The organism is Martelella sp. FOR1707 (assembly GCF_053484265.1).
Window position 1 is genome coordinate 48,228 of record NZ_JBAKFP010000011.1, and the last position, 14,184, is coordinate 62,411.

Annotated in this window: 15 protein-coding genes; 9 read left to right on the forward strand and 6 right to left on the reverse strand. The window is 57.4% G+C overall.

Translation table 11 applies throughout. The features are described from left to right. Positions 1-288 precede the first annotated feature (288 nt). The 4 genes from V6765_RS23380 (at position 289) to V6765_RS23395 (ending at position 2,497) form a co-directional block, all read left to right on the forward strand. A complete protein-coding gene (locus V6765_RS23380) occupies positions 289-720 on the forward strand; it encodes a hypothetical protein (protein ID WP_448433010.1) in 432 nt (143 codons plus the stop codon). A gap of 206 nt (positions 721-926) precedes the next feature. Next, a complete protein-coding gene (locus V6765_RS23385) occupies positions 927-1,136 on the forward strand; it encodes an antitoxin VbhA family protein (RefSeq protein WP_448433011.1) in 210 nt (69 codons plus the stop codon). Then, positions 1,133-2,047, forward strand: coding sequence for a Fic/DOC family protein (locus tag V6765_RS23390; protein ID WP_448433012.1), 915 nt, complete (start codon positions 1,133-1,135; stop codon positions 2,045-2,047). Before V6765_RS23385 ends, V6765_RS23390 begins: the two co-directional genes overlap by 4 nt. Before the next feature lie 276 nt (positions 2,048-2,323). Then, positions 2,324-2,497 carry a hypothetical protein gene (locus V6765_RS23395; RefSeq protein WP_448433013.1) on the forward strand — a complete coding sequence of 58 codons (174 nt, stop codon included), beginning with the start codon at positions 2,324-2,326 and terminating at the stop codon, positions 2,495-2,497. A gap of 47 nt (positions 2,498-2,544) precedes the next feature. Here the strand turns inward: V6765_RS23395 and V6765_RS23400 are convergent, their stop codons facing one another. The 5 genes from V6765_RS23400 to V6765_RS23420 form a co-directional block, all read right to left on the reverse strand. Continuing rightward, positions 2,545-2,916, reverse strand: coding sequence for a hypothetical protein (locus V6765_RS23400; protein ID WP_448433014.1), 372 nt, complete (start codon positions 2,914-2,916; stop codon positions 2,545-2,547). 100 nt (positions 2,917-3,016) lie between these two features. Next, positions 3,017-3,268, reverse strand: a complete 252-nt coding sequence (locus V6765_RS23405) for a WGR domain-containing protein (RefSeq protein ID WP_448433015.1) — start codon at positions 3,266-3,268, stop codon at positions 3,017-3,019. Positions 3,269-3,270: 2 nt separating this feature from the next. Then, positions 3,271-5,130, reverse strand: coding sequence for a type IV secretion system DNA-binding domain-containing protein (locus V6765_RS23410; RefSeq protein ID WP_448433016.1), 1,860 nt, complete (start codon positions 5,128-5,130; stop codon positions 3,271-3,273). After that, positions 5,127-5,318, reverse strand: a complete 192-nt coding sequence (locus V6765_RS23415; RefSeq protein WP_018065847.1) for a conjugal transfer protein TraD — start codon at positions 5,316-5,318, stop codon at positions 5,127-5,129. Before V6765_RS23415 ends, V6765_RS23410 begins: the two co-directional genes overlap by 4 nt. Positions 5,319-5,343: 25 nt before the next feature. Beyond that, positions 5,344-5,583 (reverse strand): TraC family protein, encoded by a 240-nt coding sequence (locus V6765_RS23420; RefSeq protein ID WP_448433017.1) that lies wholly within the window; start codon positions 5,581-5,583, stop codon positions 5,344-5,346. A 74-nt stretch (positions 5,584-5,657) separates the two neighbouring features. On the opposite strand from V6765_RS23420, the gene traA reads away from it, so the two are divergent. The 5 genes from traA to V6765_RS23445 all read left to right on the forward strand — a co-directional run bounded on the left by traA (position 5,658) and on the right by V6765_RS23445 (position 12,632). Beyond that, positions 5,658-9,548: a Ti-type conjugative transfer relaxase TraA gene (gene traA, locus V6765_RS23425; protein WP_448433018.1), complete on the forward strand. Its 3,891-nt coding sequence runs from the start codon at positions 5,658-5,660 to the stop codon at positions 9,546-9,548. Positions 9,549-9,676: 128 nt separating this feature from the next. After that, the gene (locus V6765_RS23430; protein ID WP_200338296.1) at positions 9,677-10,180 is read left to right on the forward strand and encodes a DotD/TraH family lipoprotein; all 504 of its coding nucleotides are present in this window, start codon (positions 9,677-9,679) and stop codon (positions 10,178-10,180) included. Continuing rightward, on the forward strand, positions 10,177-11,091 hold the full coding sequence (locus tag V6765_RS23435) for a type IV secretory system conjugative DNA transfer family protein (protein ID WP_448433019.1): 915 nt from the start codon (positions 10,177-10,179) through the stop codon (positions 11,089-11,091). The genes V6765_RS23430 and V6765_RS23435 overlap by 4 nt, the downstream gene beginning before the upstream one ends. Continuing rightward, positions 11,091-12,299 (forward strand): type IV pilus twitching motility protein PilT, encoded by a 1,209-nt coding sequence (locus tag V6765_RS23440; protein WP_448433020.1) that lies wholly within the window; start codon positions 11,091-11,093, stop codon positions 12,297-12,299. The genes V6765_RS23435 and V6765_RS23440 overlap by 1 nt, the downstream gene beginning before the upstream one ends. A 27-nt stretch (positions 12,300-12,326) precedes the next feature. Further along, entirely contained in the window at positions 12,327-12,632 is a 306-nt protein-coding gene (locus V6765_RS23445) for a hypothetical protein (protein WP_018065854.1), read from the forward strand. A 412-nt stretch (positions 12,633-13,044) separates the two neighbouring features. On the opposite strand, the gene V6765_RS23450 is transcribed toward V6765_RS23445, so the two are convergent. Continuing rightward, a complete protein-coding gene (locus tag V6765_RS23450) occupies positions 13,045-13,902 on the reverse strand; it encodes a DNA adenine methylase (protein ID WP_448433021.1) in 858 nt (285 codons plus the stop codon). Between the last annotated feature and the right edge of the window lie 282 nt (positions 13,903-14,184).

Consider the following 14,184-nt stretch of genomic DNA (forward strand, 5'->3'; position numbering starts at 1 on the left):
AATTGTATTTTTAACCGGTTTTTTTATATTTTTATTTTTTTAGTTTTAGCCTTGTGGGTTAGGGGGGGGGGGGGGGGCCAACCCCCCCCCCCCGGTTCCGGCAAATCCGCAACGGCCCTAATAGTCCGCACTTGTGTCCCAGCTGTACTCAAATTAAGTATCATGCATTGAGAAATGCCCGCCATTACCAAGTCAACGACCGGAACCCGCAGAGGTGTCGTGGTTCATGACGGACGTTGACGCATATAAAAGAAGCACTATGTGGGCTTGAACAGCTGTCGCGAGAGAATGACCAGAGACGAGATCATAAAAGGGCTGGGTGCGCAGCCACACGACCCGTTTGTGTGGTTCGAGGGACCACCGGTTCTGGAGCAAATACCTCCAGGAACTGTGGGTGTTAACGCTCTCAAGGTGGCAAGCGCCATCGAGAACCGGCCGAGCCGATACGTGCACTTGCTGCCGATATTGCGCGTGAGCCTGATCGGGCTGATCTATGATCCGCAGCTCGATGGCGGCATACTGCCACTCCAAATGCTTGCCGATCGTCTTGGTGTCAGCCGGTTTACGATTCCGCGCAACTGTGTCGTGCTCGAGGAGATGGGGCTGTTCTATAAGGTCACGAAGAACGGCCGCTACGCTGTCGAGCCTGATACGGCGTTGGTCGTGTTTCATGACCTGTTCGTTCCGTTGCCAGCGAAACGGCTCCGCAAAGACGATTGAGGCACCCGATAACCGGGTCAAACATATAAAAAACAAGAGAATTATTCTTCTGGTTCTGGTAAAGTTGGCGTGGTCAATAGACCTACGCTGGATTTGTCGACCAAGAGCGAGAGTGGATAGCAGGACCGTGCCGGTTCAAGGGTTGAGAGATTCCAAGAAGACCGGCCTGACTGCAAAACCTCACCGATCTGAAGAAGGAAAAGACCATGGCGAGCACCCTTGAAAAGACGCGCATCTCCGATGCCGAAATGGAACAGCGACGCCGACTGGTCGACAGCGCCGATCATTCCAATGCCATGGAAGGCCTGAAGCGCGATCCTGCCACCGACCACATTTTCGAGGCTTTCATTCGCGGCGAGATCGAGGCCACCGACATCGTTCCGATGCTCAAAGAGTTCCGCGCCGCCAACGGATGACGAACTACACTTACGAAAACGGCACCCTCAAGAACATCGATGGCTTAACCGATCCCGCCAAGCTCTCTGCCGTTGAGGCGGAACGGGTTGCGGGCCGGCTCATCGAACTGCGTCTTGGGGGTGGGCCGCAGCCGACCTTTGATGCCCGGCATCTGAAAGCGCTTCACCATCATCTTTTTCAGGACGTCTATGAATGGGCCGGGCGCACCCGAGACGAGCGGGTACAGCTTTCTGATGGAACTGTCGCGACCATGCCGACAATGCGGAAGATCGACGGCGAGCAATTCGCGATTGGACCGGCCATTTCCAGCGCACTGAACCGATTTTCCGAGGACCTGCGCGGTCAGAACTTCCTGCGTGGTTTCGACAGGGAGACGTTTGCCGACCAGGCCGCAGTATACTTCAATCGGCTCAATTCGATTCATCCGTTCCGCGAAGGCAATGGCCGGGTACAGAGGGAGTTCATGACTGCGCTTGCGAAGAACGCCGGCCACGAACTTAACTTTGATGTCGTGTCGGCGGAGCGCATGGCGCAGGCCAGTATTGCCGGTCATGAACGCGGCGATGTCGATGCCTTCAAGCGTATGTTCCGCGAGATCTCTGATCCTGAACGTGTGCAAGCCTTGGAGAAGGCACAGAATTTCCTGACCTCGCAAGGCTTTGACTGGCAAAATCGCTATATGGCAACGACCGAGCCTGGCAGGCGCTATGATGGCGTCCTGGTCGGTGTCGGCGGGTCGGACTTCATGATGCATGACAAGCAGAATATTCTCGTCGGCAAGACAAAGGACCTGCCACGGCCGTTGCCCGAGCAAGGGCAGCATGTGACGTTCGAAACGCCACAGAAGACCCGCGCGAATGCCCGAGAGGGTAGGGGACGTGACGACGACTTCGGGCAAGGTCTCGGCTAAAATTCCAGCTTCGTGATTTCGCGGTGTAGATTGCCGGCTGGACGCCGGATTCGGTCGCGGCCGTTGGGGCCGCGGTTCTCTTCTTTTTCTGCCGGGTTAGCGTACGACTCCTTGGTCAGCGTCAATGACGAACGGTGCCCCCAATTTTGCCGCTGCCCTGCGGGCAGCAACAAAATCGGCACCCCCATTCACCGGCCTTGCCGGTCGCTTCGCGATCATTGACACTGCCCTGCGATCACCGGTGGCCGGTTTCCGTCAACAAAAGGAGACGGAAACATGACGACTATCGATCAGATCAATGAACTTCGCGCCGAGCTGACGAACTGCGACTTCTCAAAGGCCGAGCGGCAGGATGCTGAAGCAGAACTTGAAAAGCTGGAAGCACTGGTAGCAGCAGAGGAGCTTCACTTTGAGCAGGACTTGGCAGCCTGGAACGCTGACCGCGAATGAGGTCAGTTTCAGGAAGGCTTTCAGCCTTCCTCATTCCGTTGTCGAGGTCAGTCTTCAAGGTTGAAGTCAGGGCAATATGGCGCAAGCGCCTTTTGATAGGAAAGACTTGCCTCTTGAGATTCGCCTGTTGCCATCGGATGCGTCGGATCACCGATTTCAATTTTCTGGGCCGACTTCGCTATGGATATCAGATTATCAACTGGCGGCCTGACATCGGCTGGAATTGTCGGCTGGATTGCTTTTACGTCGGCAAGAGCCTCATCGAGCGGCGCCATACCAGCCGTGGCCATTTCAAGCTTTGACACGGCCATTATCACCTCGATGCATTGCATTTCGCTCATAGTTTCATTCGCAAACGAGGTGTTTGCTCCGGTGACAAGTGCCGCGGACAAGACTGCCATCATCGCGGTTCTCTGCATCGTCAATCTCCCTTAAAGTATAACAGCATATGCGGGACTTGCCCTTTCTGGTGTCCGAAAGTCAACACCAGCGCTTGGCACTTGCGGCGTGTTTCGCGCGTCAGTCCCGGTAGCCGCGCTTGCGCTTGCTTTGCTCCAGAATGGCGAGTGCATCGTGGGCCTGTCCGGCCGAGGCGAACCAATCGAGCTTCAGCTGACCGCTGGTTCCGATCCGGCCCCAGCGGCGCACAAGGCACCAGTCTCCGAACAGGCCGCCCTCGATACTGAGATGGTAGAACCGCCACTTATTCGTGACCGGCTCGATGCGGCGCAGGAGCACTTCTGTCGGGAAAAGTTCAAACTGCGCCGACATTTTCAGATCCCCGGCAGTTGTCCAGCGAACAAATCGATTGCGTCGCCTTCCACCATAGATGTGTTCCTGGGCTTGGTGATCGGCTCCATTCCCTTGAGAACGTCAATGGCATCTTTCGGATAGCCTTCGTCACTCTTGTCGGTCTCGGCGTAGTCGTCGGCCGCGGCGCCTTCAAGTCGGTTGACGGTGATAAGGTCGAGGGTCCACTGCGCCGGCTCTTGGGCATCTCGCGCATGGGCGAGGGTGGTATAGGGAACGCGCACCTTGTAGACGTCCTCCCCAATGCCCGTGACGAGGACATCGATGCCGTTCTTGCGAGGCCCGAGCTGCGTTTCGAATTCGGAGCGCTCAATGGTGTTCTCGCGCCGCTCGTCGCGCACCCATTCCAGCCCGTTTCCGCGCGGCTCACGACGATTATAGACCACGGAGGCCTGACCGATATCGCTTTCAAGTCGCTGCGCGGTCGGTCCCGAATTCACCTTGGCGATGATCTTAGTCCCGACGATCGACATCCACGCGTCGGCGCGTTCGCGCCCATAGGTGTCACGGATCTGCGCAATGTCCTGCACGCCGAGACACACGCAAACGCCCTTCGATCGTCCGATATCCAGTAGCGCAGAAAACCGGCTGATCTTCGGCAGCTGGGCGAATTCGTCGACGAAAAACCAGATGCGGCGGAGCTTGGCGTCGCCAAGTTCCGGATCTGACACGATGCCGGAGGCAATGGTCAAAAACGCGCTGATCCAGCCGTCAGACTGGTCAGAAAACCGGCCGGACTTCTGCAGGATGACGGTGCGCCGATCTGTCTTGTAGAGGAGCCAGTCGCGCAACGAAAAACGTTCCAGACCTTCATAATTCGCCCACGCCGTTGCGAGCAGACGCAGCGTGTTCGTATCAGCGGTGAGCGTCGAAAGCGTCGAGGCGACTTGTCGATAGTCAGCATCCAGAAAGCGAACCGCGTCGGGGTGATAGCGATGCGCGACCTCCAGAAGTTCAAGATGGTCACGGCGCGTCTCGGCCACCAGATCGGCCCACGTCCACCTTCCAGGGTTCTCATGCATAAGGCGTATGGTACATGCGGCTAGCACGGCACGGGCCGAGTTGGAGAAGAACCTGTCCCGTGACTCGGGGATCAGTCGCGTGGCCAGCTCAACGGCATCCTCTGGAATGCGCAGATCCTTAGCGATATCCCAGACATGGGATCGCCGATCCTGCGGAGCAATGATGATTGGCTGCACCCTGGAACCATCCGACTTGATCGTTGGCGGCAGCTTCTCGGTAAAGTCTCCCTTGATATCGAAGACGAGAACCTTGTCATGTCGCGCGATCGCCGAGACGATCAGCCCGCTCATGGTTTGCGTCTTGCCGCCGCCAATGGAGCCAAAGATGATGAAGTGTCGAACCTCACGTTCGAGCGCCAGCCGCCATCCATTGAACCAATGAAGGCCGTCCCTCTTGTCGATCTTTTCGGCTTTTGCGGCTCGTAGCAGTTCGGGCATGCCTGCGACAGTCCGACCGGACTTGATCCATTTATCCGGTGGCATGAGGAAGGCAATATAGCCGCCGATCGAAATAGCAATGATGCCTGTCACGAGCGTGGCAGTCACCAACCATTGGAGTTTAACCAGATAGTCCGGGGTGTAGCCGAAAGCCTGAATGAAGTGACTGCGGCAAAGATCGGAGGACCAGGATTTGAGGCAGTCGATCGCCTGCGAAACCGATAGGCGGTAGGCCGATCCGTTCGTGGCGTTCCATGAACGAAGCGCAAAAAAATAAACCCAGACAAGTGCCGAGATGCCCACAAGGAAGAGACCGGCATAGAGCAGAATAGAAAATTCGGAACGTCTGGGTTTGGTGATCATTGGCGCAACGCCTCCCGACCCAGCTTGATCATTTGTTCGCGAAGTCGAGCGTCACCCTTTCTTCGATTTCCTGTCAGCAGAACACCAAGAATGTAGGCGCGGTCCTCATCTCCGAGGCTTGCTTTGATGACCAGCCCGCCAAGCTCGATCTTGTGGCGGGTGTCTTCGCTTCGTTCGCGCTTGCGCATTTTTCTATACTCGCCTTGCAGGGTGCTAAGCGTTCTGCGTAACGTCAGAAGGTCGCTGTTCATTCTCCCGCCCGGCGCGAAAGGAGTGAACCATCTCGGCAAATGCCGCCTCAAGTTCATTCTCCGAAAGATCAAGGGTTTCGACGCCGGCTTTCATGGCGATTTGTCCAATCCTGAGTGCTTCCTTTTCTTCAGCTTCGCGCAGCTGCTTTTGCAGAGTTCTGATCTGGTCACGGATCGCGGAAGGGGATTTGGCGCGGGCCATGTTTTTTCTCCTTTTCGGCATTGAACGGTGAGAAGATTGCAGCGATGTTCTGTGTTTGTAAACATCGATGATGCATGAAAATGAACCCATGCGATGTAAGGTGGATCGGCGCAGCCGATACCGCACTCCGTCATGCGAACAAAACGATCGTTTTGTTAAATGCGCACTTATACATTGTTTTCAACAATGTAAGATGGTACGCGGGTTTCATGGCGATCTATCATTTGCGCGTTCATCAGATATCCCGTGGCAAAGGGCAGAGTGCCGTTGCTGCCGCAGCATATCGCCACGCGACACATATGAATGTCGCGCGCTCCGGAGAGATTGCCGACTACAGTCGAAAGAAGGGCTGTATCCACAGTGAAGTCGCATTGCCCGAAGGCGCCCCGCGGTGGATACATGCCTGGCATGATCGATATTCGCCACACGAGTTTGCCGAGCATTTCTGGAACCGTGTCGAAACCAGCGAAAAGCGCGATGACGCTCAACTCGCGCACGAGTTCGTCGTCGCGCTGCCTGTTGAGTTGTCCGTAGAGCAGAACAAGGCTCTGGTTCGTGACTTTGTGCGCAATCAGTTCGCGGCGCGTGGGCAGGTCGCAGACTGGAACTATCACGATGCTACAGGCAATCCGCATGTTCACATCATGGTGGCGTTGCGGCCGCTGACCGAGACAGGCTTTGGCCCAAAGCGGGTTCCGGTTCTTGATGGTGACGGTCAATCGGTCCGAAGGCCGCCAAAGGTCGAGGGTCAAAAAGGGGAGATCGTCTATCAGCACTTCGCGGGTTGGAAGGACCGTCTTCCCGAGATCCGCGCAGCCTGGTCGCAGGAGGTCAATCGTCATTTGGTTGCGCATGGATATGACGCGACGGTTGATCATCGCAGCTTCGAAGATCGGGACATTCCGCTGGAGCCGACGACGCATCGCGGCCCCGCCGTCGACGACATGGAGGCGCGCGGCATTCAGACCGAGATGGTGCAGCAGCACCAACAGGTCATGCGTGAGAATTTCCGGAGGCTGGCGGAGGATCCTTCGCTTGTTGTGAAAATGATCACGGCTCAGAAATCCGTGTTCGATGAGCGCGATGTTGCGAAGTTGATCCATCGGTATGCGTCAACGTCTGAAGAATTTACCGGGCTTTTCCTCCGTGTCGGCGCGCTCGAAAACCTTGTGACGCTTTCCCCGGAAATCCGCGATCCGTTCACAAACAAGCTTCTTGAACGGGAGAAAATGACGACGCGAGAAGTCCTGCTTATGGAAGCGGGGATGATCGATGGCGTGCGTCAGCGCGCGACGGATCAGTCATTCGGCGCCCCGCCGCGTCGCGTTGAAAAGGCGATCGCGGACTTCTCGAAGTCGCACGGGTTTTCTCTTTCTGACGAACAGGCAATGGTGGTCCGCGCCGTCACGTCCGATCGCGGCGTTTCGATGGTGGTCGGCTATGCGGGTGCGGGTAAGTCCACGGTGATGGATGTCGTGCGGCAGGTGTACGAAGGGCAGGGGCGGCGTGTTGTTGGCGGTGCGCTTGCCGGCAAGGCGGCCGAAGGCTTGTCTGAATCGGCGGGTATCGAGAGCCGGACGCTGGCGTCCTGGCGCATGTCGTGGGAGCACGACAAGTACCGCCTTCAGAAAGGCGACGTGTTCGTTCTTGATGAAGCCGGAATGGTCTCATCAAACGACATGGCGATGTTGGTTGATGCGGTGAACGCTGCACAGGCGAAGCTTATTCTCGTCGGAGATGCGCGGCAGCTTCAGCCTATTCAGGCTGGCGCTGCGTTTCGCGCCATAGCGGATAATACGGGGTTTGTCGAACTGACCGAGATGCGCCGTCAAAGCGAATCTTGGATGCGGGACGCCTCCCTGGCATTTGGCCGCGGCGATAGTCGCGCGGCGCTTGAAGCGTATGCCGACAAGGGACACATCCATATCCTGAGCCATCGTGACGACGCCATGTCTGAGCTGGTTGGAGCATGGGGTGCCGATTGGCGTGCAGGCGCCGATACACTGATGCTGGCGCACACCAAGGACGCGGTGTTCAGTCTGAATGAACGGGCACGCCATATCATCAAGGCGCACGGGGGGCTTCAAAACGAAGTGTCGTTTGACGCGGTGCGTGGCCCGCGCGCTTTCGCCGTTGGCGACCGGCTGTTGTTCCTGGAAAATGATCGCGACCTTGGCGTCAAGAACGGGATGCTGGCGACCGTGGAAAAGGCGAATGACGGCATTCTTGATGTTAGGCTCGACAATGGCAGGGCCGTTACGGTCAACCATGAGCATTACAATAACGTTGATTATGGCTACGCGACCACGATCCATAAATCTCAAGGATCGACTGTCGACCGGGTGCATGTGCTTGCCACACAGATGATGGATGCGCAGCTTTCCTATGTCGCGCTATCGCGTCATCGCGAGACGGTCAGGCTTTATGCAGGTCGGAATGACTTTCCTGAAACCAAGGATCTGCTGGACACGCTGTCGCGGGACCGGCTCAAAGATTCTACGTTAGCCTACGAGCATACGCCCGACTATCAGCCAGAACGGGACGCATTTATGCGTCGGCGCGACCTTCCGGACATCGGCGAACTGCGCGGTCTTTGGCGTCGATCGCTCGATGCCATGCGTTCGCGGTTCTCAGATATTGCGGAACGGTTCAGGGCAATTTCCGAACGGCTTTCGCTTGCGCGTCCGCAAGCGGTCGAAGTCTCGCCGAATGTCACGCCTGCCGACGGTGCGCGGCCTGTTGAAGCTGAAAGAGAGATCTGGCTTCCTGAACTGACGCCAGCGGTCAGTCAGGCGCTTTCCCGGCTTTCGGAAGTGGACCGCAACACGAAAGGCTACAGCGGCAAACGGGGGCGCTGGTTCCGCGCTGCCGAAACCGAGCTGACGCAGATGTCGTCAGCGGTCGATCTGGTCATGTTCAATGACCAGATCGCAGCGCTCGTTTCCCCGGTTGAGGTTCGATCTCTCGGCCGCGATCCGGATGAAGACAAGCTTCAGTCGCTTGTCGCGCATCTTCCGCCATCGGTGCAGACCTTCATCAAGGAAAACTGGCAGCTCGTGCATGTCGGCCAGCTGGCCGCAGACGACAAGAGCCGCGTTGATGTTGCGTCCATCATGGTCACGGAGCGGCGCGATGCTGGCCTTGAGGCCGATTATGAAAAGGAGCGGGCACGTTATCGCCTTCCGGATGAACCGCTTATTCCGGCCGTGACGAAATGGCCCGTTTCGGTCGAAGCCGTTGCCCGTGATCCGGCCAATTACGCGGCGGTTACCAAGTCGCTGCACCGGTCTGCGCTTCAGAACATGGGCAAGGTCTGGCGCGATCCGGCCGCGATCCTCGACAAGCTGGCGGCGGCGGTGACGGATGGCTCTGATGTCATTCAGGTCCTCAAAGCGATGGACGAGAACCCGGCATCACTAGGCGATTTGCACGGCAACACAAACTTCCTGGGGCGCCCTGATGAAGAGCGGAAAGCGGCACTTGCGGCGGTGATGCCGGCAACCAGTAGCGCTGATGCCTTTGCCGGATCATTGAAGGTGAGCATTGAGGGTGCCGAAAAATCGGAAAGGAAGCTGCGGAGCCAGATGGCCGAGCCGATTGACGGGCTGTCTGAGGCCGCCAGAGATCTAGTGGCCTCCCTGGTGAAAGCTTCTAACCTGCCGGCACGCCCTGACGACCGTCGTGTTCTTGAAAGGACGGCGATCGAAGACAGGGAAGCGATCGGCCAACTACGGGGTGTCGCTCATGATATCAGGGCAAGGTTTGGCGATAGCAGCGGCGCGCCGGCTCAGAATATGATCGCACGCGCTATGCCGGAACTTTCTCAGGAAGCAAGAACGAGGATCTATCGTGATGCCCGCCAGATCTGCGCTGCCTATGACAGGTGTGTCGAGATCAATCGGACACAGCGGCGCGAAACTCGTCTCGAGCACGAGAAGTCGCAGTATCATTCTATCGGGAGATAAGCGCTCCAAAATCGGCAAGAATGGTGACTGATCGCCCTTTTGTTCTCTTGGATGTTGCATCAAGGCGGCCATTGTGGTGAATTGCAGATGTAATACGCTGCAATTTCCGCACTGCAAGAGGTTTCCCTATGCGCATCGCGATCAGCCTGGCACTGGCTGTGCTCGCTGGCTGTACCAGCACAAGAGACGTTCCGTCGGATTCCCCTACGATCAATTACATCGACAATCAAGTCCATCTCGTTCGAAGCGAGTTGAACGATGCAGCGCTCTATCAAAATGTCCTGGAAGCGCGTGCTACGAATACGGTTGAGGTGCGCAATCCGGGGATTGCCCAAGACCCGATTATGAAGATCGTTGATGCCGAATGGCAGGGAACGTTGGATGAGCTGACAACGCGGGTTGCCAGCGAAGTGGACTACAGCGTGTCGGCGTCCGGGGAAAAGTCCGGCGCTCCGATTTTGATCTCGACCAATTTCTACAATCTGACGGCCTTGGGATTGCTTCGGGAAGCCTATGGGCAGGCGAAGGGACGTGCGCGCCTCGTGATCGATCAAGGCGCCAGACACATGACAATCTATTACGCTCGCCCTGAGCAAAGCCCGATCCCGCATCAGGAGGACCTCAAGCCGTGAGCCAGACCCTTTCTCACCGTGGCGTTCGTGCCATGACGCTGACAGGCATTCTTATGGCCGAGTTGTTGTCTTCATGCGCAACAATGAAGGACGAAGCCCCGGAGCCGCCGCCCATCCCGCAACTCGGCGGCCCTGACGACCTCACTAGTCCGAGATATGCGCCGTTGTCCTACAAGCAGTTTGCTTCCCGGGCCAAACGCGGAAAACTTGGCGGGACCGAGGTTGAGGAGCAACGCTATTCGGTCCTTCGGGACGCTGCCCTTGCCTATGGGGCACAAGCAGGATTTGAGCGGCGCAGCTGGGAGATCATGAACGATCTGGAGCGTGAATCGGTCAAACTCTCTGAAACCTTCAATTTCAACCGGGTCGCGTTCAAGGCGCCGCGGGAAACAGGCTACGTGTTGCCGCCGGTGATCACCCGCGCCACGGCAGCAATCAATGTCACCGACAACGGCCGCAAGAGCGTTGCCGCCGACGAATACTACCGCATCGAGGAGCCCGGCCGACTGGTCGCCATTCTGCCGACCTGGCGCGACTATCTGGTGTTGCCGCTCGATACGCCGCGCGAGCCTGACGATCGGCTGTTGCCGCAGGATGCTGATGAAACGAAAATCTGGTCGCAATATCTCGATGAAGGCTGGGCGCAAGGTGTGCAACAGGCCGATGCCGCTTTACAGGAAAACATGAACCTGTTGCGGCGTGACTATCTCGGGATGGTCGAGTATCGCAAGGCAGTGGAAGCCGGCCTTATTACCAACCTCGTGCTGAAGTCGAGCGAGACCCGCGCGGCCGGCGACGTCAACGAGCTCTATATTGGCGAGCGCCGTGTCGAGATCGATGATGCCGCCCGGTTTGTTAAAAACCCGGCCCGATGGAAGCCAATCCAGAGACGTTTTCAGGTGGCCAAGTAATGCCGGCGGTTGATCTCTCGAATTTGACCGAGGACGCCTATGACCCAAGGGAACCCTATGCCCGTGTCCTGACCCATGAGCCGTTGCGTTTTGACGGCGACATGGACCCGTTTCAACAGTTGCTGGTCGGGGCCTCCATCAAAGGGGCGTCGGACATCCGGATACAGACCGACAGTCGTATCCGGATCAAGATGCACGGCACGCAGCATTTTGCGACGGCAAAGCCCCTGAACGCCTCCGAGGTTTTGAGTATCCTGAGCCATATATGGCGGTCTGAAGATGCCTTCAGCATCTTGCGTCAAGGGCGGCCGCTGGACTTCTCGTTCGAGGTGCCGATCGATCGCCACCGACGTCAGCGTTTCCGTGTGAACGCCAAGGGCGTGATGAAAGGTGCCGGCGACGGCATTTCCATGACAATGCGGCCGTTGCCAACAAAGACGCCGACGATCGATGATGTCGGCCTGGACAGCGAGGTCCGCCCATACATGTCGCCTCAGCATGGCATTGTCGTTGTCGCCGGCGCGACCGGCCAGGGAAAGTCCACGACACTGGCCGGGATCACGCGATTTCATCTTGAAAACACGGCCGATCCGAAAGCAATCGTCGATCTGCAGGCGCCTATCGAGTTCACGTATTCCGACGTACTGACCGATCACAGCGACTGCGCGTCTTCCATTGAGCAGTCGGAAATCGGCGAAGGGCGCAACCTGCCGTCTTTCGGCGACGGGGTGTGGGCGGCACTGCGCTGCGCGCCTGATATTATTTCGCTAGGCGAGGCCCGCGACAAAGCCTCCCTCGAGGGTTGCCTTGAGGCCAGTCTGACCGGCCACTTGGTTTACACCACCACGCATGCGGGATCGGTCGCGGAGGGCTTGCGGCGCATGGTCGTGAACTTCCCGGCCGAAGAACGCGATGCGCGCGCGTTCGACCTGATCACGTCGCTCCAGCTCTTCGTCGTTCAGCACCTGGTTCGCACCAGCGACCATCGCGGCCGCGTGCCATTGCGCGAGTATCTGCTGTTTGATGACTATGTGCGCGATCAGTTTGTTTCGGTCCCTATCGGGGACTGGCCGAAGGTCGTGAGCCGTCTGATGCAGGAGCCGGCCGACCGCGTTCTTGCCCGCTCCATGCATGATGCAGCCCAACAGAAAGTTGATGAGGGCAAGGTGTCGTATGACGACGTCAGGCGATTGCTGCCGCACCACTGACGGCCGCTGATCACGAAGGAGGAAAATATGCAAATTCCAAAGTACCTTCGCCCCGTCAGGGATCATAAGAACTATGAGGCCGGCGTCGGAGAACGTGCTGTTCGAAAGCTTGTCTATTGGCCAATCATCTTGCTTCTCTGCTTGCCGGCCGCCGCCGCGATGGCGGCTGTTGCTCTATCCTTCGGCCTGTTGTTCTTGAAATTTCTGAACATCATTGAGACTGCTATTGCAAATCATGACTGGCTTATGCTGTTTTTGATCGCTCTCGCCGCAGCGGCTATCCTGTCGCTATGGAAGCTCGCCTACGTGATCCATCGGTACTTCATTCTTTAATTAGCATTGGCAGAATGGGTGAAGGTCCTCATTTTATGCAGATTCCATAGTTGTCCTGTTTTTGGAATGACCGGGATGGGGCCGACTGCTGACTGGCAGGTTTGGTCTCATTATTTAGCGAAGCGGACATTCGGACTTGAGAGGCGCATAATCGTTTTCGGCCCAAACCGGTCCTTCACGCCAACGGCAGCCGGATGGCCGGTCCCAGACAAAACACGACATTCGTTCTGCACCTGCATCAGATGTCCCTGCCTACCGGCCGGGCAGACACCCTATCGCACCATGAATTTGTAGGCGTCGGCGGCAGTGCGGCTTTTAAAGGCTACTTCTGTCGTCCCCATTTCGAAAGCTTGCTCGTAGTCCATGCCAGCAGCGAGGCTCTGGTAGAAGAGGTAGCTAACGTATTCGCGAGTCAGAACAGAGGGTAATTCCGTTCTTGCGTATCAACAGAACGATCAACAATGATCACTTCGCCCACGGTCTTTTGCCCGCCGCTGCCGATCGTGTAATCGAGCTTCACATCGACAAATTCAAAGGCTGAGAAGATCTCCCGCACCTCCGGCCGGTCATTTAGTGACAGGATGAACCGGCCCTTGATGCGGGCAAGCCGTTCAGCCATCGCAGTAAAGTCGGCGCGCTTGAAGCTGTCCTTGCTGTAGTCGGTTTCGCAACCGTAATAAGGCGGATCAAGGTAGAACAAGGCCCCTTCCCTGTCATAGCGATCGATGAAGGCGCGCCAGTCCAGGTTTTCAATGACGACGCCGGAGAGACGTTCGTGGATTTCTTCCAGGATCGGCCCCAGCCGGGTCAGATCGAAACGGGCAGGCCCGTGACGTTCTACGCCGAAACTGCGGCCCATGATCTTGCCGCCGAAGGCGAGGCGCTGAAGATAGAGAAAGCGGGCGGAGCGCTCGAGGTCGGTTAGCGTTGTCGGGTCCGTTGCGGTCAGCCGTTCGAATTCCCGCCTGGAGGTAAGCTGGAACTTCATCACCTCCATGAACTGCGGATAATGCCGCTGCAGGATCCGGAACAGCGTGATCACGTCGCCGGAATAATCGTTGATGACCTCGCAACGGGCGGCGAGCGAGCGGCGGAAGAAGACGCCGCCCATTCCGATAAACGGCTCGGCATAGAGATCGTGCGCGGTCTGTTCGATGATGGAAGACACGCGCTTGGCGAGCCGTTTCTTGCCGCCAAGATAGGCGGCCGGCGGCGATACGGCCGCACCGAGATCATTCCTTGCATTGTGGGATATGTCCGAATCTGCCACACACCGCGTCGCCTGCGCAGGCAACCGGGTGCGGTGAGGATTCGTTGTGCTTACCGGACGGGACCAAGTTTGGCGACTGACCCGTCGTTTGCAGCCTTGGCGGGCTGCAGGCCGCCCGGGATCCGGGCAGAGAAAAAGGCCGGTGAAATGTTCGCTTCACCGGCCTATTTGTTTTGCAAGAAGTAAGCTTCCGGTGAGGGCCGTCTTGCGAGATTGGCGTGAACATCGGAAGTCCTAGTGCAAACACTAGGAGTAGTCCTATGACCAAGCATTCGATTGAAG

Bases quoted from the DNA above. Each gene is read 5' to 3' on its own strand.
- V6765_RS23420 (WP_448433017.1), bottom strand. From the start codon at position 5,583: ATGGCCCGCGCCAAATCCCCTTCCGCGATCCGTGACCAGATCAGAACT.
- traA (WP_448433018.1), top strand. From the start codon at position 5,658: ATGAAAATGAACCCATGCGATGTAAGGTGGATCGGCGCAGCCGATACC.
- V6765_RS23380 (WP_448433010.1), top strand. From the start codon at position 289: ATGACCAGAGACGAGATCATAAAAGGGCTGGGTGCGCAGCCACACGAC.
- V6765_RS23400 (WP_448433014.1), bottom strand. From the start codon at position 2,916: ATGCAGAGAACCGCGATGATGGCAGTCTTGTCCGCGGCACTTGTCACC.
- V6765_RS23440 (WP_448433020.1), top strand. From the start codon at position 11,091: ATGCCGGCGGTTGATCTCTCGAATTTGACCGAGGACGCCTATGACCCA.
- V6765_RS23385 (WP_448433011.1), top strand. From the start codon at position 927: ATGGCGAGCACCCTTGAAAAGACGCGCATCTCCGATGCCGAAATGGAA.
- V6765_RS23410 (WP_448433016.1), bottom strand. From the start codon at position 5,130: ATGATCACCAAACCCAGACGTTCCGAATTTTCTATTCTGCTCTATGCC.
- V6765_RS23405 (WP_448433015.1), bottom strand. From the start codon at position 3,268: ATGTCGGCGCAGTTTGAACTTTTCCCGACAGAAGTGCTCCTGCGCCGC.
- V6765_RS23395 (WP_448433013.1), top strand. From the start codon at position 2,324: ATGACGACTATCGATCAGATCAATGAACTTCGCGCCGAGCTGACGAAC.
- V6765_RS23390 (WP_448433012.1), top strand. From the start codon at position 1,133: ATGACGAACTACACTTACGAAAACGGCACCCTCAAGAACATCGATGGC.
- V6765_RS23430 (WP_200338296.1), top strand. From the start codon at position 9,677: ATGCGCATCGCGATCAGCCTGGCACTGGCTGTGCTCGCTGGCTGTACC.
- V6765_RS23415 (WP_018065847.1), bottom strand. From the start codon at position 5,318: ATGCGCAAGCGCGAACGAAGCGAAGACACCCGCCACAAGATCGAGCTT.
- V6765_RS23445 (WP_018065854.1), top strand. From the start codon at position 12,327: ATGCAAATTCCAAAGTACCTTCGCCCCGTCAGGGATCATAAGAACTAT.